22 protein-coding genes are annotated in these 24,447 nt (G+C 35.9%); 11 read left to right on the top strand and 11 right to left on the bottom strand.

The features are described 5' to 3' along the window. The first annotated feature begins 45 nt into the window (after nucleotides 1-45). Nucleotides 46-1,479: a molybdopterin-binding domain-containing protein gene (locus tag I9192_RS12680; RefSeq protein WP_005032041.1), complete on the top strand. Its 1,434-nt coding sequence runs from the start codon at nucleotides 46-48 to the stop codon at nucleotides 1,477-1,479. A gap of 80 nt (nucleotides 1,480-1,559) precedes the next feature. On the opposite strand, the gene I9192_RS12675 is transcribed toward I9192_RS12680, so the two are convergent. The 3 genes from I9192_RS12675 to I9192_RS12665 all read right to left on the bottom strand — a co-directional run bounded on the left by I9192_RS12675 (nucleotide 1,560) and on the right by I9192_RS12665 (nucleotide 2,928). Further along, entirely contained in the window at nucleotides 1,560-1,991 is a 432-nt protein-coding gene (locus tag I9192_RS12675; RefSeq protein ID WP_004830393.1) for a CBS domain-containing protein, read from the bottom strand. A 147-nt stretch (nucleotides 1,992-2,138) separates the two neighbouring features. Then, a complete protein-coding gene (locus I9192_RS12670; RefSeq protein WP_004830394.1) occupies nucleotides 2,139-2,516 on the bottom strand; it encodes a DUF2750 domain-containing protein in 378 nt (125 codons plus the stop codon). Between the two features lie 178 nt (nucleotides 2,517-2,694). Beyond that, the gene (locus I9192_RS12665) at nucleotides 2,695-2,928 is read right to left on the bottom strand and encodes a hypothetical protein (RefSeq protein WP_004719607.1); all 234 of its coding nucleotides are present in this window, start codon (nucleotides 2,926-2,928) and stop codon (nucleotides 2,695-2,697) included. A 223-nt stretch (nucleotides 2,929-3,151) separates the two neighbouring features. On the opposite strand from I9192_RS12665, the gene I9192_RS12660 reads away from it, so the two are divergent. Together I9192_RS12660 and I9192_RS12655 are read left to right on the top strand one after the other, a co-directional pair. Then, complete coding sequence (locus I9192_RS12660; RefSeq protein WP_004830396.1) at nucleotides 3,152-3,511, top strand: hypothetical protein; 360 nt, start codon at nucleotides 3,152-3,154, stop codon at nucleotides 3,509-3,511. A gap of 260 nt (nucleotides 3,512-3,771) precedes the next feature. Continuing rightward, complete coding sequence (locus tag I9192_RS12655; protein ID WP_005032035.1) at nucleotides 3,772-4,098, top strand: hypothetical protein; 327 nt, start codon at nucleotides 3,772-3,774, stop codon at nucleotides 4,096-4,098. A gap of 10 nt (nucleotides 4,099-4,108) precedes the next feature. Here the strand turns inward: I9192_RS12655 and I9192_RS12650 are convergent, their stop codons facing one another. Then, the gene (locus tag I9192_RS12650) at nucleotides 4,109-5,719 is read right to left on the bottom strand and encodes a M16 family metallopeptidase (protein ID WP_005032034.1); all 1,611 of its coding nucleotides are present in this window, start codon (nucleotides 5,717-5,719) and stop codon (nucleotides 4,109-4,111) included. Between the two features lie 13 nt (nucleotides 5,720-5,732). Further along, complete coding sequence (locus I9192_RS12645; RefSeq protein WP_009584774.1) at nucleotides 5,733-7,094, bottom strand: M16 family metallopeptidase; 1,362 nt, start codon at nucleotides 7,092-7,094, stop codon at nucleotides 5,733-5,735. Nucleotides 7,095-7,304: 210 nt separating this feature from the next. Here I9192_RS12645 and ftsY point away from each other — a divergent pair, with 210 nt between their 5' ends. From ftsY to I9192_RS12620, 5 genes are all read left to right on the top strand, one after another. Continuing rightward, entirely contained in the window at nucleotides 7,305-8,414 is a 1,110-nt protein-coding gene (gene ftsY / locus I9192_RS12640) for a signal recognition particle-docking protein FtsY (protein WP_004830400.1), read from the top strand. Between the two features lie 414 nt (nucleotides 8,415-8,828). Beyond that, a complete protein-coding gene (locus I9192_RS12635; protein WP_004830401.1) occupies nucleotides 8,829-9,422 on the top strand; it encodes a nitroreductase family protein in 594 nt (197 codons plus the stop codon). A 590-nt stretch (nucleotides 9,423-10,012) separates the two neighbouring features. Further along, entirely contained in the window at nucleotides 10,013-12,175 is a 2,163-nt protein-coding gene (locus I9192_RS12630) for a malate synthase G (RefSeq protein WP_042085596.1), read from the top strand. 178 nt (nucleotides 12,176-12,353) lie between these two features. Further along, nucleotides 12,354-12,974, top strand: coding sequence for a 2OG-Fe(II) oxygenase (locus tag I9192_RS12625; RefSeq protein ID WP_004830403.1), 621 nt, complete (start codon nucleotides 12,354-12,356; stop codon nucleotides 12,972-12,974). A gap of 107 nt (nucleotides 12,975-13,081) precedes the next feature. Beyond that, entirely contained in the window at nucleotides 13,082-13,747 is a 666-nt protein-coding gene (locus I9192_RS12620) for an SOS response-associated peptidase (protein ID WP_026040436.1), read from the top strand. 9 nt (nucleotides 13,748-13,756) lie between these two features. On the opposite strand, the gene I9192_RS12615 is transcribed toward I9192_RS12620, so the two are convergent. After that, on the bottom strand, nucleotides 13,757-14,221 hold the full coding sequence (locus I9192_RS12615; protein ID WP_004830405.1) for a MarR family winged helix-turn-helix transcriptional regulator: 465 nt from the start codon (nucleotides 14,219-14,221) through the stop codon (nucleotides 13,757-13,759). 953 nt (nucleotides 14,222-15,174) lie between these two features. Here I9192_RS12615 and I9192_RS12610 point away from each other — a divergent pair. Next, nucleotides 15,175-16,716, top strand: a complete 1,542-nt coding sequence (locus I9192_RS12610) for a TerC family protein (RefSeq protein WP_005032024.1) — start codon at nucleotides 15,175-15,177, stop codon at nucleotides 16,714-16,716. A gap of 116 nt (nucleotides 16,717-16,832) precedes the next feature. On the opposite strand, the gene I9192_RS12605 is transcribed toward I9192_RS12610, so the two are convergent. After that, a complete protein-coding gene (locus I9192_RS12605; protein WP_005032021.1) occupies nucleotides 16,833-17,699 on the bottom strand; it encodes an alpha/beta hydrolase family protein in 867 nt (288 codons plus the stop codon). A gap of 121 nt (nucleotides 17,700-17,820) precedes the next feature. Here I9192_RS12605 and I9192_RS12600 point away from each other — a divergent pair, with 121 nt between their 5' ends. Next, nucleotides 17,821-18,279, top strand: a complete 459-nt coding sequence (locus I9192_RS12600; RefSeq protein ID WP_005032019.1) for a hypothetical protein — start codon at nucleotides 17,821-17,823, stop codon at nucleotides 18,277-18,279. A gap of 41 nt (nucleotides 18,280-18,320) precedes the next feature. Here I9192_RS12600 and I9192_RS12595 read toward each other — a convergent pair whose 3' ends face one another. Further along, nucleotides 18,321-18,557, bottom strand: a complete 237-nt coding sequence (locus I9192_RS12595) for a hypothetical protein (RefSeq protein WP_004830410.1) — start codon at nucleotides 18,555-18,557, stop codon at nucleotides 18,321-18,323. A 634-nt stretch (nucleotides 18,558-19,191) separates the two neighbouring features. After that, the gene (gene brnQ / locus I9192_RS12590; protein WP_004830411.1) at nucleotides 19,192-20,484 is read right to left on the bottom strand and encodes a branched-chain amino acid transport system II carrier protein; all 1,293 of its coding nucleotides are present in this window, start codon (nucleotides 20,482-20,484) and stop codon (nucleotides 19,192-19,194) included. Between the two features lie 337 nt (nucleotides 20,485-20,821). Here brnQ and map point away from each other — a divergent pair, with 337 nt between their 5' ends. Next, nucleotides 20,822-21,616 (top strand): type I methionyl aminopeptidase, encoded by a 795-nt coding sequence (gene map, locus I9192_RS12585; protein WP_151713106.1) that lies wholly within the window; start codon nucleotides 20,822-20,824, stop codon nucleotides 21,614-21,616. A gap of 620 nt (nucleotides 21,617-22,236) precedes the next feature. Here map and I9192_RS12580 read toward each other — a convergent pair. Next, on the bottom strand, nucleotides 22,237-23,409 hold the full coding sequence (locus tag I9192_RS12580; RefSeq protein WP_004830414.1) for a benzoate/H(+) symporter BenE family transporter: 1,173 nt from the start codon (nucleotides 23,407-23,409) through the stop codon (nucleotides 22,237-22,239). A 347-nt stretch (nucleotides 23,410-23,756) separates the two neighbouring features. Next, a complete protein-coding gene (gene leuE / locus I9192_RS12575) occupies nucleotides 23,757-24,410 on the bottom strand; it encodes a leucine efflux protein LeuE (RefSeq protein ID WP_004830415.1) in 654 nt (217 codons plus the stop codon). Between the last annotated feature and the right edge of the window lie 37 nt (nucleotides 24,411-24,447).

Below are 24,447 nucleotides of genomic sequence, written 5' to 3'. Positions count from 1 at the left end.
TTGAAGCATCATCGCTTAATTTTATAACATTGTTGAGTTATTACATTGGAAATCAGAAACCGTAAATATATAAATTATAATTTATGGCAGCAAGAGCATATTGCTCAAGTCATGCCTATTTCAAATTTAACAGAAAAAATTTCCTTAAAAAATTGTTTAGGTAGAAAGCTTGCAGAAGATATTTATGCTAATTCAGCACATCCGACTGTAGCATTATCAGCAATTTATGGGAAGTTTTTGAATATTCAAGATGATATTACTACTGTAGAACAGTATAAAGAAATCGAAACGATACATTTCTTTCGAAATTTAATGAATGGGGAAAATCCATTTGCAATTAAACAGACAAACACATTCCTATCTGATATAGCTCCATATATGAAAATAGGAGATATAGCAAATACGGTGATACCCTTAGAGCAACATTTACCTTGGTTTAGAGCAGCCTATCTTAGTCCTGAAAAAGGAGATGTGTTGGCTGATATAAAAAAAGGAACGGGCATTGTCAATATTGGGGCTGACTACCAAGAGAAAGATTTAGTTTTAAAAAAAGATGATATTATTACAAATGCAAAAAAAGCCTTACTAAGACAGGCTGGCATAAGTGAAATAAAAGTTTATAAAAAATTAAGATTTGCTGTGCTGTGTGTAGATTATGACCTCGAAAATTTGAATAAAAATTTTGAAATGGAATATATTCAAGATTGCATGCAAAGTTGGGGTTTTGATTTTGAAGTAATTAAAATAAAACCATTCAAGAATGTCCCGCTAGATACAAAAACTACGGATGACAGCATTGCGACTAGTTTTGAAACTTATTTAAACAATATTCAGCAGGTGACCCAAAACTATGATTATATTGTTGCGTGCGGTTTAGCAGATCATCGTTTTTTCAATCAATTAGGTTTGTTTAGATCTCTGAATGAGTTAAGAAGACTATACTCACAAGGTGAATATAATCAAAAAATTCAATCGTCTGGCAATCATTTCAGATTATTTTCAGGTGATTTAAGAAACCCAGTATGCCGAGAAGAGGTAAAATTCTACAATCAACAAGGACGTTTAATTGTCCAAAGGACGATGAAGTATGAAGATAAAGCGTTGATGGGCTATATCTCAGGTTATATTCTTGACATCATTGTAAATATGCATTTATTGGTAAAGCCAACAATATTGCAACGGATGTACCGAAAACCATTTTTACCTGAATGGAAAGTAGGAGTATTATCCCATGATTATAGTTTTGATATTGACCGAGAATATAAATACAAAATTTTATGGGCTTATGTATCACGTACGGCTTATGATGAAAGGTATAGAATTGTGACCAAAGAGATTCCAGAAATTAAAATAATCAATGTAGAAAATGAACGTCCTGATATGCTGAATTTCTTTAAAGAATGTAATTGTTTTATTCCAGTATTAAATGAAGATCATCAGTTAAAAGCAGGTGATTATTTTTATTATCTAGAAATTTGAAAAATGATTGAAATATTCATTATGATTTATAGTCATTGATCATGTAGCCCTCCATTTGAAGGGCTATATCTATCTTTTTCTTAACCTGAAATATATTGTTGTAATTGTTCAATTAATTTTCTTTGATCTTCCATCGTGGCTTTAACAAGATCACCAATAGATACAAAACCAACTAATTTTTCTGCTTCAATTACCGGTAAGTGACGTAAATGACCATCGGTCATTAGACCTAAACACTGCTCGACTGTATGGCTGCGTGTTACAGATATGACTTTGGAGGTCATAATCTCAGCAACAGTTGTATGATCTGAAGTACGCTGCATAAGGGCAATTTTACGCGTATAGTCACGCTCAGAAAGAATGCCGACAACTTTGGTATCTTCTGTGACTACGACAGCACCAATACCTTTATTTGCCATAAGTGTAATGGCTTCTAATACAGTGGCAGAGGGGGAAATCGTGTAAATTTCGTGACCAATTTTATCTTGGATGACTTGTGCTACTGTCGTCATAATTATTCTTCCTTTTCTTTGGTGCTGATCAATCTGCACCTCTTTAAATTAACTGTATTTTTTAACTTTGCAAATACTCTACAGTCACAAAATATAAAGTTTATTTTTTACAACATTTTGAAAACATCAAAATATACTGCTTGTTCTTTACGCCGTTTGAAATTGAGCGGTATTGTGAAAAAAGAAATGATCCATTTGAGTGGTTGATAGTTTGAATTTCCGAGATGAAGAATTAAATAATGCAGGCATGATGTTCAAGCGGGTAAGCGTTGGCAATAAAGATTCTCTAAAGTCTTTTGGTGTTATTTTGCGTGGTGTATAGTGAGGCCAGTGAATCTTGGCATACTGATGTGCTTGAACCGCATTCAGCCAAAATGGGAAGTAGACTTCTTCTGAAGCTGATTTCATTGCCCATCCTTCATGGTAAAGCCCCCAAAGTACACCACAATACATCAGTGATTTTAGAATAGAAATTTTAATAAACAATTCGTTCGATATTGGTTGGAGGTGGATATACTTCTTCATAGTCGATAGTCTGTTTATGTACCAGTGTTATTGTAATAGAAATACATTTAAGAACTGTGAGTACTTTATAGTGAATCGTAAGCATTTATTAAAACAATAAAAATTGTATCAAATGCGTAAGTATTTATTAATTAAAAAATCCTCAGGCATTAAAAAACGCCACCTAGGTGACGTTTGCTTATGCTTGCATCGTGGCCATCTTTTGCCAGTACTGCGCTTTTAAAGAATCACGTTCTACGCGGAAACCTTGGTAGTAAAGTTCTGCAAGAAACATTGCTGCTTTACCATGTCCAGCTTTTGCTGCATCTTCTAATGCTTTTACTGCTTCTACAAAGTTCATTTCACATTGGATTGTGTTTACAGCATCCGCATATACATGTTCTAAGTCTTGATGAGAGATTTGGTGAATCATAGGTAACTCCTTATTGTAATTATGATCTTTTAACATAGCTCCCCATCGGAGCTTATACTTAACTAATCTAACTTAACTTTATTAAACTAATATTACAGTTTGCGTTACTTGTCAAGTAATTTGAAATCTACACTTGACGAAAATAAGATTACATGATTAAACATTAAACAGAAATAATATTTATTAAAATCAATATGAGAATTAAGACAAAGGGAGAGCAAAAATGACAAACACGATAGATGGCTTTACTTTTGATGTACCCGCTGCTGAGTCTCAGATTGTTGAATTAGCTCAGTATCATCGTCGGCAGTTGGATGAAGCAATTTACCATCAAGAAATTCATCTTGGTGATTATTGTTTAGCCCAACGAAAACGTGTTTATGATTATACCAGAAATTTAGACCCAGTGCAAAAAAAGAACTTTTACCATGTTTATGATGGGGAATTAAGACGTCTCGCTGATGATGACGATCTACATCCTGCACATGCTGAAGGCGGTGTAAGTATTTTTGCTGTATGCATAGCTTTAGCAATTATTGCAATCATTCTATATTTTGCATTCTTACGTGCAACCATTCTTTGATCGTTGAGTCTTGAGCTTATTAACAACTTTATCTGGTTTGATTTAAAGCCCTTTTCTAAAATAGAAGAGGGCTTTACATGTATATTAGCCATGGAGCAGTTGAGAGGGTAAAAGGTCATATTGCATGTTCTGAAAGTCAACTCATCTTGTCATAGAGCAAAGACAAAACATCGATCTTTGCAGTGTTGTTCAGATGTCGTTCAGAAAGCGCTATATTTTTATATTCAGAATGATAAACTATCTGTAATTAGAGGTAGTTCATGCAAAAAATCAAAGATTATTTTCAAAAATTATGCTGTTCATTTCCTGTGGAAAAAATCTTGAATTCTTTTGTCGTTGTGATCATCGCACTGATGATTGTTCTTGCAACATTGGCCTTATTGCGTCCAATAAGCCCAGAACAATATCAATATGTGATTCAATATTCCCAACAAGCCGCTTATCCTCAAACCCAAAATATAGCTAAACAATTACAACATCAGGATCAAATCAGTGTTGCTGATTATCTGCGTTTGTTGCGAGCTTATCACTTTGAACATCAGCGTGTTAGGGAATATCCTGCTGTGGATATCACTGATCCTGAATAATCCTCAAAAGCTATTTTAAAGACTCTTCTTGAGGGCGAATGGTTTTTTTGATGATCAATGCTGGGATATCTGGCATTGGATTTTTCTTTATTTCGTGAGTTTGACCTGATTGGATTTGAGGATTGGCACCTATATCATCTTTCAGCATTTGTTTAAGTGCTTGTTGATCCAGTGTAGGTGCAACAACAACCAAAGTGAGACGATCCGCGCGGAGATGCTTTTGGATTGCTGTTTGAACCTGCTTGACGGTAATTTGACTCAATTGTTTCTGATATTGGGCTAAATAATCGGCAGGCAGTTGATAAAATCCAATTGATGCAATCTGTGCATTAATATTAGCATTTGAACTAAAGGTCATTGGAAAGGAACGTAGCATCCCTTCTTTGGTTTCCTCAAGTTGCTTCTTTTGTACAGGTTTTTTGACAAAATCACGCAATGCTTGATGTGCAACTTGAATACTGTCCATCAATTGATTTTGTTCAGTTGCATAGTTCAAGCTAAAAAAGCCTTGTGCTAAAGTGGTCGCTAAGGTGCTATATGCGCCGTAGGTATAGCCACGTTTGACGCGAAGTTCTTTCATAAGTACTGAATTAAAACCACTACCGCCAAACATTTGGTTAGCCACTTCTAAAGCTATTCGATCAGGATCACTTCGTTTTACACCCAGATGCCCCATCATGACATTGGCTTGTGTAGAATTAAATGGAATGTAATGAATATTAAAATCATGTTGTTCTTGCGGTTCTGGTAATACTTCAGCTGCTTCACCTTGCGTCATATTTTGGCTAATGGTATTGGCAAGTTGAGTCGCATCAGCAGCAGTTAGATTCCCTGTAATGGCAATATTCATATTTTGAGCGACGAGTAATTTTTGTCTAAATGAACGTAGTAGCTCTGGCGTAATTTTTTTTAAACTGCCGTTGGTGCCAACAGTGGGTTCAGCATAAGGATGTTGTCCATAGAGTGCGCGATAAAAACGGATGTTCATCATTCTGCTTGGATTTTCTTGAATTTGTTTTTGCCCAACTTTGGTATTGTTGAGGATAAGATTTAAACCAGATGGATTAAACTGGGCATGATTGAGTACATGTAACATCATATTGACAGCTGGATTTAATTTTTCCGGATCTGACAATACGCGTAATCTTACGACAAACATATCTCGATATGCGGTTACATTGAATTGTGCACCTAAGCCTTCAAAGGTTGAGGCGATTTCTTTTGCAGAATATTGATCTGTACCTTCTGTAATCAGTTTGGCAGCCATATTCGACATACCAAATAAGCCCTGTCCCAATGCTTGATCTTGAGAAGAACCTGCATTGAATGTCAGTTGAATATCGACGATCGGGAGGTCCGTGGTTGAAACGAATAAAGTTCTGACTTTTTGGTTATTTTCCAAGTCTTGAACAAAAGGTGTTTGATATTGCTGCTGTTTATCTAAATTTTTTAAGCTTTGTAAGGTTAAATTGGCCTTTAATGTGGAATCATCCATCACGTTTTCACTTTCTTCGTGGTTATCAAGTTCGACTTCAGCATAGTTGACACTTGAGTAGAGTAAGGTGATCAATACGAGTAATGGTGTTTTAAATGAATAAATAGAGAATGGTTTGAAATTCATGATGCTTCCTTATTTATTCTTTTGAATCTTCGGGTAATAAATACATACTACTGAGATTGTCTTTGACAAAATAAATATTGGCAATCCGTTTTAAATCCTGTGGTGTCACTTTGTCATAATGCTTTGGCAATTCATCCATCAAACGAAAACTTAAACCATTCACTTCTAAGTTGCCAATCATGTTGGCCTGACCACCAATATCATCTTGGCTGTAAATTAAATTGGAAACGAAGTTATTTTTTACGCGATCTAGTTCGGCTTGATTAACTAATTCTGTTTTAAATAAGTTCATTTCTTTTTCTATTGCTTTCTGCGCATCTGGCAGGGATACACCATCGCTCGGTATTGCCGAAATCATAAATAAGCTGTCACCTCGATTATACGGATCATAACTGACACTAATGGCAGTAAGCACTTTTTTATCGCGAATTAAACGATCTTGCAAACGTGCTGAAATTCCCCCATCGAGTAAGGACTGAATGATGGTCAATGCATAAGCATCTTGTGGGTTTTTTGCTGTAGCGATAGATTTAACATTCCATGCCATAAACAAGTTTGGAACTTGTACTGGGAGGTGGACTTCCATATGTCGATAACCCATTCGATCAAATTCCAGCACATCATTGCGATCAGGAAGTTCTTTTTTCGGGATTGCTGCAAAATATTTTTCGACTTGTTTTAATGCTTGTTCTGAGTTGACATCTCCTACAATAACGAGTGTTGCATTATTGGGTGTATACCAAGTTTGATACCAATGTTTGAGATCATCTAAACGAATATTTTGTAGATTTTTCATAAATCCAATCACGGGTTGTCGATGATGGCTGGTTGGATAGGCAATCCATTTAAAACGTTCAAAAGCAAGATTACGTGGATTATCATCTGTTCTTTGCCGTCTTTCCTCCATAACGACTTTGATTTCTGGGTCAAAGTCCTGCTGTCTCAACACCAAATTGGTCATTCGATCTGCTTCAAGTTCTAAAGCCAAGGGAAAATATTTTTTAGGGTAAAGCTGATAATAATTGGTGTAATTGGTATAGGTTGCTGCATTAGTACGTCCACCATAAATTCGGCTTAACCGAGCAAACTCATCATCTGGAACTTTCTTTGTTCCCTTAAACATCATATGCTCAAGTACATGAGAAATACCGAGTACATTCCCAGATTCATCACTACTGCCGACACCATACCAAATTTGAGTCATGACAATAGGGGAGCGGTGATCTTCGCGGATAATGACTTTTAGACCATTCTTTAGCGTGGTTTCAAAAGTTGTACGTGCAAGTTGACTTTCTGGGGCTGAATGAAGCTGAGTATTGAAAGTATAAGTGCATAAGAATAATAAAGGCGCAATAATAACTTTGGAGTGTTGCATAAGTTGTAAGAATTTAGATTTCAAAATATACACAGATGACCTAAAAAAATTATTCTAAATTTATAACTATTCTTAAAAAATGAATCAGTTAAAGCAAGGCGATCGTGTTGCATTTTGGTTTGCTTGTTTTATCACTGCTTTAACGCTAAAAATGTTTCAATCTATGCTAAACTCATTCTTTTTTAACGCTATGCTTTTCAAGGAATCGGCATGCAAGAACAGCAAAATAAATTCTTGATTGATGCGGATATCGGGGATGACGATGTCACATTACCTAGTTTACCAGCCGTCAATGTGCCTATTATTGAAAATAATAAAGTAGAAATACCGAAAACGGAATCTACTCAAGCTGATAGTCAAGAACAACAGATTGAAGCGACTGAAGAAAAAGCCAAAGGTGGTTTTTTCAGTCGTATGAAAGAAGGTTTGTCTAAATCACGCAAAAGCTTCGCAGATGGTATGGTCAACATATTGATCGGCGGGAAAGAGATTGACGATGAATTGCTAGAAGAAGTTGAAGAACAGCTTTTAGTTGCTGATATTGGTGTCGAAGCGACAAAAACCATTATTGCGAATTTAACTGAGCGTACTGAACGTGGAGATTTGATCTATTCACATTCATTGTATAAAGCTTTGCAAGAAGAGTTGGTGACATTACTTGCCCCACGAGTAAAACCATTGCATATCGACCCAAATAAAAATCCATTTGTGATTTTAGTGGTTGGGGTAAACGGTGTGGGTAAAACAACTACAATTGGTAAGTTGGCAAAACGTTTACAGGGTGAAGGCAAAAAAGTCATGCTTGCCGCAGGTGATACATTCCGTGCAGCAGCAACTGAACAGCTTCAAATCTGGGGGGAGCGTAATAATATTGCTGTTGTTGCTCAAGGTCATGGTGCTGATAGTGCGTCTGTAATTTTTGATGCTTTTGAAAGTGCGCGTGCTAAGGGAATTGACGTTCTTATCGCAGATACCGCTGGACGTCTACACAATAAAAGCAATTTAATGTCTGAACTGACCAAAGTAAAACGTGTAATGCAGAAAATTGATGCGACAGCGCCGCACGAAGTGATGTTGGTTGTGGATGCGGGTACAGGGCAGAACGCGATTAACCAAGTGGAAATGTTTGATGAAGCTGTAGGTCTTACAGGTCTAACGATTACTAAATTGGATGGTACTGCAAAAGGTGGAGTGCTATTTAATATTGCCAGTCGTACACATGTACCAATCCGTTTTATTGGTGTTGGTGAAAAAATAGATGACTTACGCCCATTCTCTGCTAAATCATTTGTAGCTGCTTTATTTGAAACAGATAAATGATTGTAGTCTGATTCGCTGATTTGGAAACTCCGCTTGATGCGGAGTTTTTATTTTCTGTTTAAATTTATGCTTTAAAGTATTTAGCGTACCAGATGCTGAGAATAGCTTGATCTGTGTTGAATTAAAGATGATTTTTACCTTAATTTCTTTTGTGGTCTACGCAATAACAATTTGAAGAAAATGGCAACAATATTTTTTTAAAATTAGCTGCATGGATTTAATTTTTATAAAAATCAGTATATTAGTGTGATTTTGGATAGGGGTATAATTGTTTAAAAGTCTTTCTATTTCTAATATTGTTCTAAATATAGAACACATTGTTATGTATTTATGCATGGAAACAGTCAAAATCATGCAATAAACTTTGTCTATGTTAAAGAAAACGGCGTATCGCGCCAAAGAAGGATTATCATTATGTCATTTTTAAATCAAATCAAACAACGTCGGACAATTTATGCATTGGGTAAAGATATCAGCTTAGACCAAGCAAAAGTTGAAGAAATCATCAAAGATGCAGTAAAACATAGTCCATCTGCATTTAACTCACAATCTTCTCGCGCAGTAATTTTATTTGGTGATTCACACGTAAAATTCTGGACAATTGTTTTAGAAACTTTACGTAAAATTGTTCCTGCTGAAGCATTTGAAGGAACTGCTGGTAAAATTAATAGCTTTATTGCTGGCGCAGGTTCGGTGTTGTTTTACGAAGATTTAAGCGTAGTGAAAGGTTTGCAAGAGCAATTCCCACTTTATGCAGATAATTTCCCGGTTTGGGCTGAACACTCGACTGCAATTGCGCAATTTGCAGCTTGGACAGCTTTATCTGAAGCAGGTATTGGTGCTTCATTACAGCATTATAACCCGATCGTGGATGATGAAGTTGCAGAAACTTTTGAAATCCCTGCGGATTGGAAACTTCGTGCGCAATTGGTATTTGGTTCAATTGAAGCACCTGCTGGTGAAAAAGCATTTATTGATGATGCTGCACGTTTCAAAACATTTAACTAAATTTGTATCAGATCAAAAAAATCAAATCTCAAATCTATGTTTGATTTATGCCTGATTTTCGTTTGATCAAATTTAACCTGCTTAAGAGACCAATTTTAAGCAGGTTTTTATTTGCGTTGATTTTATCAAATTTTAAAACAAAACAACCAACCATAGAGTGTCTCAGTTCACTTTAGTTATTCCTTAAAAACGAGTTGATCATACTTTCCAGACAATCATTGAGCTAAAAATTCAAGCCATAAAGGATCGAACAATTCTTTACATAGAAATATCACTTTACTTTATCGACATTTAGCTTTATTCGTGGCTTAATCTTTGCTCAAGGAAAAAAAGTGTATTAAAAAATGAGTAAATTAGCGTAGATTCAGCACTTTGGTCTAATTTAGACATTTTAAAAAATTTATACACTGTAAATAGCCATTCAAGTTGATGATATTGTCGGATTTCTGATCGTTATTTTTTAAGTTAATGTATGTATTTATTTTAATTAAAATGATCACTATTTAGGAATGTGATAATACTATTCAGCATGGTTTAAATCGGTATACTAGAAACTCTTGTTATAAAAAGTAGCAATATCAGGAAAGACAATGACTGCACGTATTCAAAAAGGCAAGTTAGCGATTGCTAAAGAACTTTACGATTTCATCGAAAATGAAGCACTACCAGGTTCTGGTTTAGACAGTGAAACATACTGGAAAAACTTTGAGCAAGTTGTTGTCGATCTTAGCCCAAAGAATAAGGCGCTTTTAGCAAAGCGTGACGAGATTCAGGCTAAAATTGATGAATGGCACCGCAACAATAAATTTGAACTTGAAGCTTATAAAGCTTTCCTAAAAGAAATTGGCTACTTATTACCAGAAGTAGAAGATTTCCAAATCAGCACAGAAAATGTAGATGAAGAAATCGCATTATTGGCTGGTGCGCAGTTGGTTGTACCTGTGCGTAATGCACGTTACTGCCTAAATGCAGCAAATGCCCGTTGGGGTTCTTTATACGATGCACTTTACGGCTTTGACGTGATCTCTGAAGAGGGTGGCGCAGAAAAGGGTAAAGGCTATAACCCTGTTCGTGGCGACAAAGTTATTGCATTTGCAAAGAACTTCTTAAATGAAACATTCCCGCTTGCAAATGGCTCTCATGCAGATGCAACTCGCTATGCAGTTGAAGATAAAAAATTAGTGGTCACGCTAAAAGATGGTTCAACAACCACTTTAGCAAAAGAAGCTCAATTTGTGGGTTTCAATGGTGAAGAATCTGCACCCGTTGAAATCGTACTGCTCAATAATGGCTTGCACGTAATTATTGAAATTGACGCAAATAGTCCAATCGGTAAAACAGATGCGGCTGGCGTTAAAGATCTTGTGTTAGAAGCAGCAGTAACGACGATTCAAGATTTGGAAGATTCGATTGCAGCTGTAGACGCAGAAGAAAAAGTTGAAGGCTACCGTAACTGGTTAGGCTTGATGAAGGGTACTCTTGAAGAATCTATCGAGAAAAACGGTAAAACCGTTACCCGTAAATTAAACAAAGATCGTAGCCACAAGAACCTCATTGGTGGTGAAACGACACTTCATGGTCGTTCTTTGATGTTGCTTCGTAATGTGGGTCATTTAATGACAAACCCTGCGATCCTTGTAGATGGTGTTGAAATTTACGAAGGCATTATGGATGCTTTAATCACGCCATTGCTTTCTTTTGCGGACATCAAAGGTCAAAACGAAAACAAGAACTCTCGTAAAGGTTCTATGTATATCGTTAAACCAAAAATGCATGGTCCAGAAGAAGTTGCTTTTGCTGTTGAATTATTTGAACGTGCTGAACAAGCATTGGGTCTACCAGCGAAAACTTTGAAAATCGGGATTATGGATGAAGAACGCCGTACTTCTGTAAACTTGAAAAACTGTATTGCTCAAGCAAAAGATCGTACGATTTTCATCAATACTGGCTTTATGGATCGTACTGGTGATGAAATCCATACATTCATGGAAGCAGGACCATTTGTTCGTAAAGGTGAAGTAAAAGCGCAAATTTGGTTCCCAGCATATGAAAACCGTAACGTGATGGTAGGTCTTCAAGCTGGATTACGTGGCAAAGCACAAATTGGTAAAGGCATGTGGCCAAAACCAGATATGCTTTTAGACATGTACAAAACCAAGATCGAGCATCCTGAAGCTGGTGCAAGCTGTGCTTGGGTTCCATCTCCATCAGGTGCGGTGATTCATGCGATTCATTATCATCAGTGTAATGTTTCAGCTCGTCAGCAAGAATTGTTGAAAACTGAAGCTTTACCTTTAGATGATTTACTTACTCCACCTTTGGCGACTGATACAAACTGGACTGAAGAAGAGAAAACCAAAGAGCTTGAAAACAATCTTCAAGGGATCTTGGGTTATGTTGTACGTTGGGTTGACTTGGGCGTAGGCTGTTCTAAAGTGCCTGACATTAATAATGTTGGTTTAATGGAAGATCGTGCAACATTGCGTATTTCATCTCAACATGTTGCGAACTGGTTACGTCACGGCATTGTAACTCAGCAACAAGTTGAAGAGGTTATGCAACGTATGGCAAAAATTGTGGATGAGCAAAATGCCAATGATCCAGAATATACCAACATGGCACCAAGCTTCGATGGTTATGCTTACAAAGCTGCTTATGATCTAGTCTTTAAGGGCGGTGAGCAACCATCAGGCTATACTGAACCATTATTGCATGCATACCGTTTAAAATTAAAAGGTTATACAGGTGATTAATTTTACACTGTAGATTTTAAATCAAACATAAAGCCTCTTCGGAGGCTTTATGGCTTTCTAAAGTGGCAAAAAGACAGTTTTAAGTCCAGAAAATTTGTTTTCGCTGATTCTGGTTTAAGCCAACAACATGAAAACTCTGCTACAATTTAAAGGAGTTAATTATTATGTTGAATTATAAATGACATCAATTCTGAAATTAGATGCGCTGAAAAATGCTGAAGTCGTCACGACACCTTATCCGTTTTTTGTGGTTGAAAATGCGTTGGCAGACAGTGAAGTTCAAGCAGTGATCAAGGACTTCCCAAAGATTGAACAAGGTGGAAGTTTTAATATTGAAGATGTAGAAATTAAGCCTAATTTTGATCGTTTTTTAAAATCTTTAGATACACCAGAGTTTCGCCAAATTCTGACAGATAAATTTGATGTTAATGTGATGGAACATCCGATGATGATCACTTTACGTGGTTACTCTCGCCAAAAAGATGGACGTATTCACAGTGATTCTAAAAGTAAACTGTTGACTATTCTGATTTATCTAAATGAATCATGGGATGCACCGAATGGTCGTTTACGTATTTTAAATGACGACAAAGATATCAATAACTATGTTGCTGAGATTGGCGCTGGTCCTGGTTCTTTGGTTGCATTTAAAGTTACTGATAATGGTTGGCATGGCTATATTCCTTATGAAGGGCAGCGCCAATCGATTCAAATTAACTTTTTGACCAGTGAAAAAGCCAATGCTAAACATAAGTTTTTCCATGGTTTAAGTGCGAAAGTTAAAAAAATCTTTGGATAAGCTATTTTAGATGGACTTAGGTTAATTCTGAATATATCAGGAGTATTGAGTTAGATCACATTCATAAAATAAAGAGAATGAATGTGATCAATCCATTATCATTTTTTATGTGTGCTAATTTTAAACCGATCACAGCCATACAAGTAAAACAACTTGGCTTACCTGCTATTCCTTTTACATATCAACCAGAAGTATTTCCTAGTTTTGCAATGCCATTACTTTTTAACGCTCAAAAAAGTCTTGAGTGGCGTTTGGTCAATTTTGGTTTAATTCCAAAATGGGCTGAAGATAAAGAGGCGGGGAAGCATACTTATAATGCGCGTAATGAAACATTGATAGAAAAACGTAGTTTTACAGAAGCATTGAGTAAATGCCAATTCGGGGTTATTCCCGTTACTGAGTTTTACGAGTCTAAGTATGTCAATGGAAAGCCACAGCGATGGGGTGTTAGACGGAAGGATGGTCAGGCATTTTATATTGCAGCATTATATGAAATTGCACGGTTAAAAAATGGTGAAGTAATTCGGTCAGCAACTATGATTAGCATGGATGCTCATTTTCATCCCATGATGAGTGAGTTTCATGAGCCCAGAACAGATAAGCGTTCTGTTGTCGTGATTCCACATCATCGCTTGGATGCGTGGCTGAACTTGAAACAGCCTGATATTTCGAGTTTTATAGAGGGATTTCCTGTGGAGGAGTTTGAATGCTTTTATTGTCCTAAACAACGTAATGACATCAACTCTCCACAGTTAAGTATATTTGATGAATAATTTTCAACATCAATGTGCAAGATTTTTAAAAATAATTTTTAAATTCTCTATGGTTTTTTCAATTTGAAGTGGGGTAAGTCCTTCAAAGGATTGCTCTAAAATCACACCCATTAAGTCATTGATTTTTTGGGTTATTTGTTTCCCTTCTTCAGTTAAACAGACGCGTGTAATCCGTTTATCTTTTTTGCAAGAATACGTGTCTACCAACCCTTCTTCTTTTAAACGGTAGACAATTTTTGTGGTTGTCGACATTTTAGAGACAATCATTTCGGAAAGCTCAGATACACTGGCATCAGGTTTGGCTTCTAAGGAAACCAATAAACGACGCCGTGAATTATCAACCCCATACTTTTTGAGCACTTGATCTAAGTTTAAGACGTACTGAGCATGGACTTGTGTAACCCAATAATAAGGAAAATTTTCAATATTAAAATTTTCCGCAGAAGGCAGAAATTTTGAATATTTCTTAGTCATCTGAATGTCCCTGTTTTTTTGTAATTATTGCCATATGTTAAGCACTAATAATATTTTATTTCGAATATCTGAATCAATATGTGCGTCACACTTAATGCCAAAAAACTAGAAAAATCGACGAAAAATAGATCCATCTAGAAAATTAACTTAAGTTAAACTATTCCAAAAATACATTAAAATGCAGTTTTTATATGAATAGGTGACAACTTCATATAGCGGAAAATAGTTGCTTCTTCATGCAATTGCTTGATTACCAGTTTCATGTTTTACAGTCTTTATAGTGCATTATAATTTTTTTAAAAAAACTGAATTGATTAGTTACTCTTAAAAAAATCATACTATAATCGACAGTGAACCCCTTTGATTATTGCTAATCAAAATGAAAGATGGTTTAGCCATTGTTTGAAAAACAATCATGAAGAACTTTGTTCAACGTTTTTATTTCCATGATTCAAGCCATAAATTTCAACAATGTTTTGCAACAAAATAGGTTTATTTGTTAAACAAATTAACATCAATTGTTATTATATCTGAAAAATAAAAAAAACCAAGTTGGCTTTATGAAAAATATTGTCGATTGTAGCCAATGAATTTCACAATTTTTTTGTATAAATGCATAATATATCAATTTTTAATTTAAAAAAATCAATAAAATCAACAGGTGAAAAATAATTAAAATTTATCGAAATCTTCGACTATTTTCTAAAGTTATTGAATCTCTTATTGGCAACAGCGCGAAAGCTTGATAATCAGATGTAGCTTTGAAAAAATCGATAATACTTAAAGATTAAATAAATGTAAAAATTTCATGAAATATAATTACAAGTCGTCGATATTGTGCATAATTAAAGTAATTTAGTTGAAAAGGTATCATTCATGGATCCGTCGCCGTGTAGGTTAAGCTTATTTTTCTCCAATTTATATACTTATAAGAATAATCGGGAGATCTAATAATGGAATTTTTATTAGACCCTGGAATTTGGGTTGGACTTTTAACCCTTATCGTTTTAGAAATTGTACTGGGTATCGATAACCTGGTATTCATTGCCATTCTTGCAGATAAACTTCCTCCAGAACAACGAGATAAAGCACGTGTCATCGGTCTTTCTTTGGCGTTGATCATGCGTTTAGGTTTATTGACGATTATTTCTTGGTTAGTCACTTTAACTAAACCTGTAATTGCATTTGGGGGACTATCCTTTTCAGGACGAGACTTAATTTTATTATTTGGAGGATTGTTCCTCGTTTATAAAGCTGTCACTGAATTACACGAAAAAATGGAAGGGAAGCCTGAAGTCAAAAGTTCAGGTGCTGCTGTATATGCCAGCTTCTGGGCTGTTGTTGCCCAAATCATTGTTTTAGATGCTGTATTTTCACTAGACTCGGTGATTACTGCGATTGGTATGGTGGATAATATTTATGTGATGATGGCGGCAGTTACGATTGCTGTAATTGTAATGTTAATTGCATCTAAGCCATTGACGACATTCGTAAATAAGCACCCTACAGTGGTGATTCTATGTCTAAGCTTCTTATTGTTGATTGGGGTTAGCTTGATTGCGGAAGGTTTTGGTTTCCATATTCCGAAAGGCTATATCTACTCAGGTATTGGCGTTGCGATTTTAATCGAAGCATTTAATCAATTCTCAAGCCGTAATGCTGAAAAACATCAAGCTAAAACGCCATTGCGTCATCGTACTGCGGATTCAATTCTAAAATTGATGGGCAGTAAGTTAGATGCTGATTTATTGCAAAGCCCTGAAGCTTTAGCAGCACAAAAAGCGTTTGGTGATGAAGAACGTTATATGGTCGGTGGCGTACTTACCCTTGCGGAACGTTCTGTAGCATCGATTATGACACCAAGAACTCAGATCTCATGGATTAACCTAGAAGATGATGCAGAGAGCATACGTCAACAAATTTTAGCTGTACCGCATAGTTTATTCCCTGTCTGTCGTGGGCAATTAGACAAAGTGGTTACGGTTGTTCGTGCTAAAGAGTTAATTGATGTATTGGACGAGCCAGAACAGCTTCAAGCTTTATTGAAACGTAATCGTCCCATCTTTATTTTTGAGAAAATGAAGGTCATTGATGCAATTCATACACTAAGAACTTCCAAAGGTTCATTGGTTTTGGTGAGTAATGAGTTTGGAAATATTCAAGGTTTGATTTCTCCGCTTGATGTGTTTGAAGCCATTGCAGGTGAGTTTCCAGATGCAGATGAACAGTTGGAGCTGATTAAAGTGGATGAAAACACTTGGAAGGCATCAGGTATGCTTGATTTGTATCAACTTGAATTGGAGTTGGGAATGCTTGACCTTGTTCAAGAGGATTCTGGCTACTTTAGCGTCGCTGGATTAATTCTCGATAAAACGCAAGGCGATGTGCATTTGGGTACGCAAATAGAGCATGAAGGGATTTGGTTTGAAGTGATTGAAATGGATGAGAATCGAATCAAAACGGTAAAAATTACTCGTCCAGAACAGTTTTCATAATCATTGTTTGTAAAGTGATTTAAATCATTCATCCTTGATAAAAATGCCTCAGTCCTGAGGCATTTTTTTGAATAAAAAGAGCACTTAAACAGGATTACGTATTTAAGTGCTGAAAACTAAAGTTTTTGATTAAATATTTTTTGGGTCATGATTGGCCAGAGATTTTGATGGCTTTTCTTAAACATTGACATATGCCCAATCACTTTATGACCATGTTGTTGTGGGCTCAGCTCGATCATATCAGTTACGGCTTTAGGGTAAAGACGAAGCAGGTCTTTTACATTAGTGGAAGTTGCAATCTCATCATCTGAAGACCAATAAGAGGTGATAGGGCACTCGATCTCATGATGATAATCTTCAAATACGGTTTTACCTACAGCATTTATTACATAACCTGGTTGGCTACAGAATTCAGCCCATTGCTGTGCTACTTTTTGCGGTAGATTCTCTCCCATGCCGAGCATTTTAGTTGCACCATAGCCTTTGATGCGATTGGAAATTGGGAAGACTAAATTAAACATGACAGGTGCTAAGCGTTTAGTACGACCTTTAAGTCCTTTGACGTGACCAGTAGAGCCAGATATCGAAATAACTTGTGCGACTTTCTTATAATTTGGAACAATACCGAGTAACTGACCCCCTGCACTATGACCAATGAGAGTCAGTTGATTCTTTCCTGTCTTGTTTAAAAGTGACTCAATGGCGGCCGGAATGTCGAGCTGTCCCCAATCTTGAATACTTGCTTTGGATTGAGATAATGGTCCATGTAATGAGTCTCCAATACCACGGAAATCAAAGACCATCACATCTAGACCTTGTTGAGTAAGCCATTCGATAAAATGATGATAAAAGCCCTGTGTAATTCCTGTAGCAGGGCAAACCAGTACAGGTAAGTGCTGAGTTGATTGTTTTGCCGGATAAAAACGTGCACTTAAGCTATAGCTATCTGCGCAGCTTATGGTTAAATTTTCATATATTGTCATAGTACAATCCAAAGCTGTTCAATTTAAAACTACTTTACACAAGTTCTAAAAAGAAACTTGTTTGAAAGATGACTCTTAAGTCAGATCTGAATGTGATAAGGAAAAATAGGAACTTTATTAAATGGATTTAATCACTTTAAATTTATCGGTAAAACTGGCACTTATTTTTAGTGGGGTTTATTTGTGGGTAGGGATGCTCACAGGTGTCTGGAAGTACGTCCAGATCAGTCGTTCAGAACTTGCCAGAGCACACTACTATGTCGATATAGCACATCGAAGTAGCTTGCTTTACGCGCCTGCTAGCTTGATTTTAGCTGTGATGGCGTATTGTTCGAGTTTCCAGGAAATAATTAATTTACTCTGTGTGATCGTAAATTTAGTTTTTTTTAGTTTTTCTATTGCAAGTTATGTTTTACATGGTTGGCTCAAAGATACGACCAACCAATTTAAGCAACCTCATCAATTAGGTGCTGTACATTTACCGAAAATTTTACTTCGTTTAGCGATGATTTTATTGGTGATTGGAGAGATTTTTGCGACAGGAATCTTGCTTTTAGGGATGATTAAAGGATTATTATAATTTTTTGTTATAGATAAAGATGGATGCTTGGCATCCATCTTTTATTCAGTGATTTTTGCGAGTTTTCGCGATTTATGATCTACAACGTCCCAAATATAGAAAGCCGCAGATACCGCTAATGCATAAGCAAAATATTCAGGTTTTAAATTGCCTTGAATAAGTCCGTGGATGAGCAGAGTAGCCAAAAGGGCAATTGTTGTACTCAAATATGTGACTAATTTTGTGTTTGCCTTCAAAGAATTAATGAAGACTTGCTTGTTGAAATGTAATGATAACATCTCCATACCTCCTGTCTGCTCGACAAAAACCAAATTGTTTTAGTCTGGATTGGTTTATTTAGTTGTACCACATTTAATTATTATTTCAAGAGCAAATACCTCTATTATTCAAAATAATTATGACATATTTATTACAAACATGACTTATTTTATAAAAAATGAAAATATGAGTGATTTTTTTCTTAAATAGTGTATTTTTTGTTGAAGAAGTGTGAAGTGGTTATCAAATTAAAATACAGGAACTTATAACAAGTGCAAGAGAATTTTGACTAAAGTCGATGAAAGTTATGCAATATTTATGCAAATTTTATAAGAAATTATGATCAATAATGAAAATTTATATTTTATTGCGGCAAATTGTAAGTTGATATGTTTTTATGGTTAAACTTTAATCAGTTGGTTGCTATGTATATTCAAGGAATGTTCTTGTCATCTAAAGAATAAAAATGATCAACAAAACTGAGAATGCAAAAGTAATTTTTAGCAGTGTGTGATTAATCACATGCAATACATTGAATGATTTTAAATTGTGTCGCAAACAATAACAGTCTGTTGGGTAAACATGACAATTATTGATCACAGTTAAAATTAGATTTGGGTAAAATCAAATTTTAAGGACGATGGCTAAGACGCTTTATTTCTTAACTTTATCGATAACGACACAAATAATTAAAACAATCAATGATGGAATAAGCCAAGCAAGGTTTTGTTCATTTAAAGGTAAGTTTTGGATCAATAGCGGTAAACTATCTTTAAATTCCGTAACTTTAATACCTTCAATAATTCCAAATAAGAATGCAACGCCAGTTACTGGTGCAACCACTGTTGCTGGATTATTAAATTTACTCCAAAAGAAGCTCAATAGAATAACGACAATAGCGGGCGGGTAAATCGCACTGAGAACCGGTACAGAAAATGCAATCAATTTAGTCAAACCTAAATTTGAAATGACTAAAGAGAATAAAACCAGAATGATCACTAAAACTTTGTAAGGAATCTTAGTCAACTCAGAGAAATATTCAGCACATGCACATGTTAGACCGATCGCAGTGACCATACATGCGATAAAAATCAAAGCAGTAAGAAATAATGAGCCAAGATCACCAAAAGCGTGCTGAACATAAGCATGCAAAATCACGGCGCCATTTGCTGCATTTGGTGCTGCATCATGGCTACCTAAACCGAGCTTAAATAAGCTGATATAAACCAGTGTTAAACCTACGCCAGAAATTAAACTTGCAATGATTGCATATTTAGTTACCAGTTTTTTGTCGGTGACACCACGAGAATGTATGGCATGGATAATCACGATACCGAACACCAATGCACCTAAAGTGTCCATGGTTAAATAACCATTTACAAAGCCTTCAGAAACAGGGCTAGTTGCATAATTATTTATGGCAGGCGAGATTGAACCAGTCGGGATGATAAAGGCTGCAATACCAAGAATGGCAAGTGCAATAATTTTAAGAGGTGCAAGAATATGACCTACGGTATCCAACAGTTTGTTTGGATAAAGAGACACTAAAGTAACAAAGGCAAAGTAGATCACACTATAAATAAATAGCGGAGTACCACCTGTACCAAAGTAAGATGAAAAACCGATTTCATACGAAACTGTAGCGGTACGTGGTGTAGCAAAAAGTGGACCGACTGATAAGTAACACACTACAGTCAAGATTAAACTTGCAACTTTGCCTAAAGGAGAACTTAAAATTGCAATCGAACCTTCAGTTTTTGAAAGCGCCATAATGGTGATGACAGGTAAGCCTACAGCGGTGATTAGAAAACCCAATGCTGCTAGCCATACATGTTCACCCGCTTGTTGAGCGACAATGGGTGGAAAGATAATATTGCCTGCCCCAATAAATAAGGCAAAAGTCATGAACCCTAGAGCAATAATATCCTTGGTACGGAGATTAGTCATAAAGTGTGGTTAAAAACGCAAAACAGCGATTTTAGTGGAAATGCGAGATTTTTTGTATTTTATTTTATGGGTAATATTCCTGTTTTTTATAAATTTTAACCAATTAACCATATGAGTTATATTTATGTGAATGATTCAGCGCTTAATTTGGTTAAATTTGTAAAAGCCAATTTTAAAGAAAATTTTATAGGATTAAAAAACGCAAATTTGTAGTTTAAAGCTTATTTTTATAATTATGCGTACCAATCGACATTTTTAACTCTCATCATCAACAAGAAAAAGCCCTAAAGCAATCGAAAAAGCATATAATATCGGTTCACTTTTGCGGACAGATCCAATGAAAGCTTCAACAGTCACCATCAAAACTGAACAAGACCTTGAAAAACTCAGAGTGTCAGGGCGTTTAGCTGCCCAAGTTTTAGCAATGATTGGTGCATATGTTAAGCCAGGGGTAACCACTGAATATTTGGATGACATCTGTAATGATTATATTGTGAATACACTCAAAGTTATTCCAGCCAATGTGGGTTATTATGGTTATACAAAAACCACCTGTATCTCTCCCAATGAAGTGGTATGTCATGGTATTCCATCTAAAAATACTGTTTTGAATGATGGCGATATTATTAATATTGATGTAGCAATCATTAAAGATGGTTATTTTGGTGATACCAGTCGTATGTATTATGTGGGTACTGTAAAGCCTGAATCTAAAAAATTAGTAGAAACTACATATGAGGCAATGGTTGCAGGTATTCATGCTGTAAAACCCGGTGCAACACTTGGAGACATTGGGCATGCCATCCAAAGTGTAGGTCAACGTGAAGGCTATAGTATTGTTCGTGAATATTGTGGTCACGGCATTGGTAAAATTTATCATGAACAGCCCAATGTATTGCATTATGGAAAACCAGGACAGGGGCTAGTGCTTAAACAAGGCATGGTATTTACCATTGAACCTATGATTAATGCGGGTAAAGCCAGTGTCAAAGAATTAAAAGATGGTTGGACTGTTGTGACAGCAGATAAATCTTTATCTGCACAGTGGGAACATATGGTTGCTGTGACAGAAACAGGGTTTGAACTGTTAACACCTTGGCCTGAGGGTACAGGTAACTATCCAGAAATCTAATACTTTAGTCTTAAGTTTGGAAAGTTTGATGATTGTTATATATTTTTATGCTTAAAAAGCGTGATGTGTTTAGTGTTAATTTTTTATAATTGTGAACAGTTTAATTTTATTTTGTAAGAAAAACTATTCACTAAGTTTTTTTAAATATTGGTTTGAGTAATTATTCATCACTATAATCTGCACCAGATTCTTTTTTGAAGTTTCTATTGTTGTTTCAAGTTTCGAGCTTATCCATCCTAGGGTAAGCTTTTTTTTAGCTAAAATTCCCTTTCTTTGTATTGGTGTTTTTACAGTCAATATGCTAAAAAAACATACATAAATATAATTTTTAGATCAATAAATTAGTGTGATGAGTCTATTTTTTGATGATATAAAACTTGCAATGCGACGCATTACATCTAAAGTTTAAATCGATTTGCGTATGCGGTGCTTCACATTACATAACCCATTTTTTTTGTTGAACATTATTCTTGCGCTGTAAACAAAGCAGTGTTTTGTTTTTACTCATATACCCCTGCTCAATATGATTAGTTATTGTTTTGAACAGTAGAGGTGTGAATACATTTATTCAGTTAAATTTTAGATAAGGTAAGTCAAGCAACTCACCTTATCGGGTTTGATTATTTTCTGACTCTAAAATTTAAGATAAACGAAACGGCAAAACCAAATAAAAGTCCCCAAAAAGCAGAACCTATACCGAAAAACTGTATTCCTGAGGCACTAAAGAGAAAGGTCAGTAATGCAGCTTCTCGGTCTTTAACTTCATGGAATGCAATCGCAATGTTGTGGCTGATCGTACCAAATAGAGCAATACCTGCTAAAGCAACGATAAATAAGTGCGGGAACGACATCAATAAGCTGGTTAAGGTGGCAGCAAACAAGCCCATTAAAATATAGAAAAATCCACAACTCATACCAGCAATATAACGTTTAGATGGATCGGGATGCACTTGATCATCTAGGCTTACTGCGGCACTGATTGCAGCAATATTCACGGTATAGCAGCCAAAAGGTGAAAGTAACGTTTGAGCGGTTCCAGTCCAACCTATTAACTGATTGACATGCGGTTGATAGCCATAACTTTTAATCATCGCTATCCCAGGTAAGTATTGAGATGCCATATTGATCACAAATAGTGGTAGCGCTAGCCCTAAAATTGCTGACCATGTAAATTCAGGCATCATCCATACAGGTTTTGCCAATCCCCAGTGAAGCGTTGGAACATGAAACTCCATAAAGAATGGGCAGATGATAATCCCTGCAATCACTGTGATGACAATGCAATAACGTGCCCATAAACGTTTTGTAATCACATACACAGCCAATAAACTGAGGATAAAAGCCCAGTCATTTTGCATGCTGGCAAATAAGGCAATTCCAAATTTTAGCAATACTCCAGCCAACATCGCACTGGTCAGACTTTGTGGAATATAATTGATGATTTTTTCAAAAATACCTGAAAATCCAAGTACAGCTGTAAGCAAACCTGATACTAAAAAAGCGCCAATTGCTTCATAAAGTGAATAACCACTTGCTGTTGCTATGATTAATGCGAGTGCAGCAGTAGACCATGAGGTTGCAACAGGATATTTAAATTTCCAAGACAGAATTAAACCTGAGAGACCAATACCTAGACCTAATGCCCAAAACCAAGAGGTAATTTGTTCTGGATTCGCGCCAAGTAATTGTGCAGCTTGGATCACTAAAACAGCTGAAACACTGATACCGATAAGGAAAGTAATAAAGCCTGCAAATACGGCAGGTACTGAGAAGTCTTGGAGAAGCTTTTGCATGATCCCTTGCTTTTAAATTTGATTGAATGGTTGAAAATGCATCCATCATACATGGATCATTTTAAAGCTGACAGCGTTAATTAGAATTTAATATCAAAAGCAAATAGAAAAATTGAATTTATTATCATTGCTGGATAATTCAAGCTTTTTATGATCAAGCAATTCTACACATTAACATTACTTGATCCTGACTTAGGCGATGCTTCACTTTGCTTAACTACTTTTTTTTGTTTAACCCCATTATTGCATTACAAACAAAGTAATGCTCAATTTTAACCTTCGAAGCTGTATACCCCTAAATGTGGAAGACGCTTTAAATTTAAGCTTACCCAACTCATTATATGCTTTTACATGGTCGAAACTGCGAGCTTTATACCAAAGGCGCAAAACAATAGACCGACCGCTGCAACACATCCTGCCGCAACTTTATAGCGGGTGTTAAAGAAGGTTGCGAGTTTAACCCCAGAAAAAATTAAAATGGTTAAATAACTCATACTAATGATTTGTAGAATCACAGAAAGAGCAGCAAAACTTAGCGCTGGGTAAGGATAATCTGGGTCAACAAATTGCACAAAAAAAGACAAATAAAATAAAATCGCTTTCGGATTTAACAAGCTGATCGTCAATGCTGTACGAAAAGGATGAAATTGTTCAGTCGTGGTTGATGAGAGAGCATCTGATTGAATCGTTTGTGGTGTGCTACGCCAAGTTTTAACACTGGCAATTAATAATCGAATTCCTAGATAGGACAAATAAGTCGCGCCCACAACTTTAAGAATTACAAATAACCAAGGAAAGGCATGTAATAAGGATGCAGCACCCAATACGGTACAAAGGATCAGGATTAAATCACCAGTAAAAACACCAAACGCGCCGATATAGCCTATTTTAATCCCAAATCTTGACGCAATGGACATCACATAGAGCGAGTTTGGACCCGGGAGAATGACGATAAAAATTGTCCCTAATATATATGTCACGACATCCGTAATACCAAACACAATATTCTCACAGTTTAAGAAAAGCGAATAAAAAAAG

This window comes from Acinetobacter bereziniae (assembly GCF_016576965.1).
In the GTDB taxonomy this organism is placed as follows: Bacteria; Pseudomonadota; Gammaproteobacteria; order Pseudomonadales; family Moraxellaceae; genus Acinetobacter; species Acinetobacter bereziniae.
Note: the sequence above shows the minus strand (reverse complement) of the source record. Positions and strands in the feature narration are given on the sequence as shown.

What these genes read in the sequence shown, in the direction of transcription:
- I9192_RS12675 (WP_004830393.1), bottom strand. Translation starts at nt 1,991, where the DNA reads ATGACGACAGTAGCACAAGTCATCCAAGATAAAATTGGTCACGAAATT.
- I9192_RS12670 (WP_004830394.1), bottom strand. Translation starts at nt 2,516, where the DNA reads ATGAAGAAGTATATCCACCTCCAACCAATATCGAACGAATTGTTTATT.
- I9192_RS12665 (WP_004719607.1), bottom strand. Translation starts at nt 2,928, where the DNA reads ATGATTCACCAAATCTCTCATCAAGACTTAGAACATGTATATGCGGAT.
- I9192_RS12660 (WP_004830396.1), top strand. Translation starts at nt 3,152, where the DNA reads ATGACAAACACGATAGATGGCTTTACTTTTGATGTACCCGCTGCTGAG.
- I9192_RS12655 (WP_005032035.1), top strand. Translation starts at nt 3,772, where the DNA reads ATGCAAAAAATCAAAGATTATTTTCAAAAATTATGCTGTTCATTTCCT.
- I9192_RS12650 (WP_005032034.1), bottom strand. Translation starts at nt 5,719, where the DNA reads ATGAATTTCAAACCATTCTCTATTTATTCATTTAAAACACCATTACTC.
- I9192_RS12645 (WP_009584774.1), bottom strand. Translation starts at nt 7,094, where the DNA reads ATGCAACACTCCAAAGTTATTATTGCGCCTTTATTATTCTTATGCACT.
- ftsY (WP_004830400.1), top strand. Translation starts at nt 7,305, where the DNA reads ATGCAAGAACAGCAAAATAAATTCTTGATTGATGCGGATATCGGGGAT.
- I9192_RS12635 (WP_004830401.1), top strand. Translation starts at nt 8,829, where the DNA reads ATGTCATTTTTAAATCAAATCAAACAACGTCGGACAATTTATGCATTG.
- I9192_RS12630 (WP_042085596.1), top strand. Translation starts at nt 10,013, where the DNA reads ATGACTGCACGTATTCAAAAAGGCAAGTTAGCGATTGCTAAAGAACTT.
- I9192_RS12625 (WP_004830403.1), top strand. Translation starts at nt 12,354, where the DNA reads ATGACATCAATTCTGAAATTAGATGCGCTGAAAAATGCTGAAGTCGTC.
- I9192_RS12620 (WP_026040436.1), top strand. Translation starts at nt 13,082, where the DNA reads ATGTGTGCTAATTTTAAACCGATCACAGCCATACAAGTAAAACAACTT.
- I9192_RS12615 (WP_004830405.1), bottom strand. Translation starts at nt 14,221, where the DNA reads ATGACTAAGAAATATTCAAAATTTCTGCCTTCTGCGGAAAATTTTAAT.
- I9192_RS12610 (WP_005032024.1), top strand. Translation starts at nt 15,175, where the DNA reads ATGGAATTTTTATTAGACCCTGGAATTTGGGTTGGACTTTTAACCCTT.
- I9192_RS12605 (WP_005032021.1), bottom strand. Translation starts at nt 17,699, where the DNA reads ATGACAATATATGAAAATTTAACCATAAGCTGCGCAGATAGCTATAGC.
- I9192_RS12600 (WP_005032019.1), top strand. Translation starts at nt 17,821, where the DNA reads ATGGATTTAATCACTTTAAATTTATCGGTAAAACTGGCACTTATTTTT.
- I9192_RS12595 (WP_004830410.1), bottom strand. Translation starts at nt 18,557, where the DNA reads ATGTTATCATTACATTTCAACAAGCAAGTCTTCATTAATTCTTTGAAG.
- brnQ (WP_004830411.1), bottom strand. Translation starts at nt 20,484, where the DNA reads ATGACTAATCTCCGTACCAAGGATATTATTGCTCTAGGGTTCATGACT.
- map (WP_151713106.1), top strand. Translation starts at nt 20,822, where the DNA reads ATGAAAGCTTCAACAGTCACCATCAAAACTGAACAAGACCTTGAAAAA.
- I9192_RS12580 (WP_004830414.1), bottom strand. Translation starts at nt 23,409, where the DNA reads ATGCAAAAGCTTCTCCAAGACTTCTCAGTACCTGCCGTATTTGCAGGC.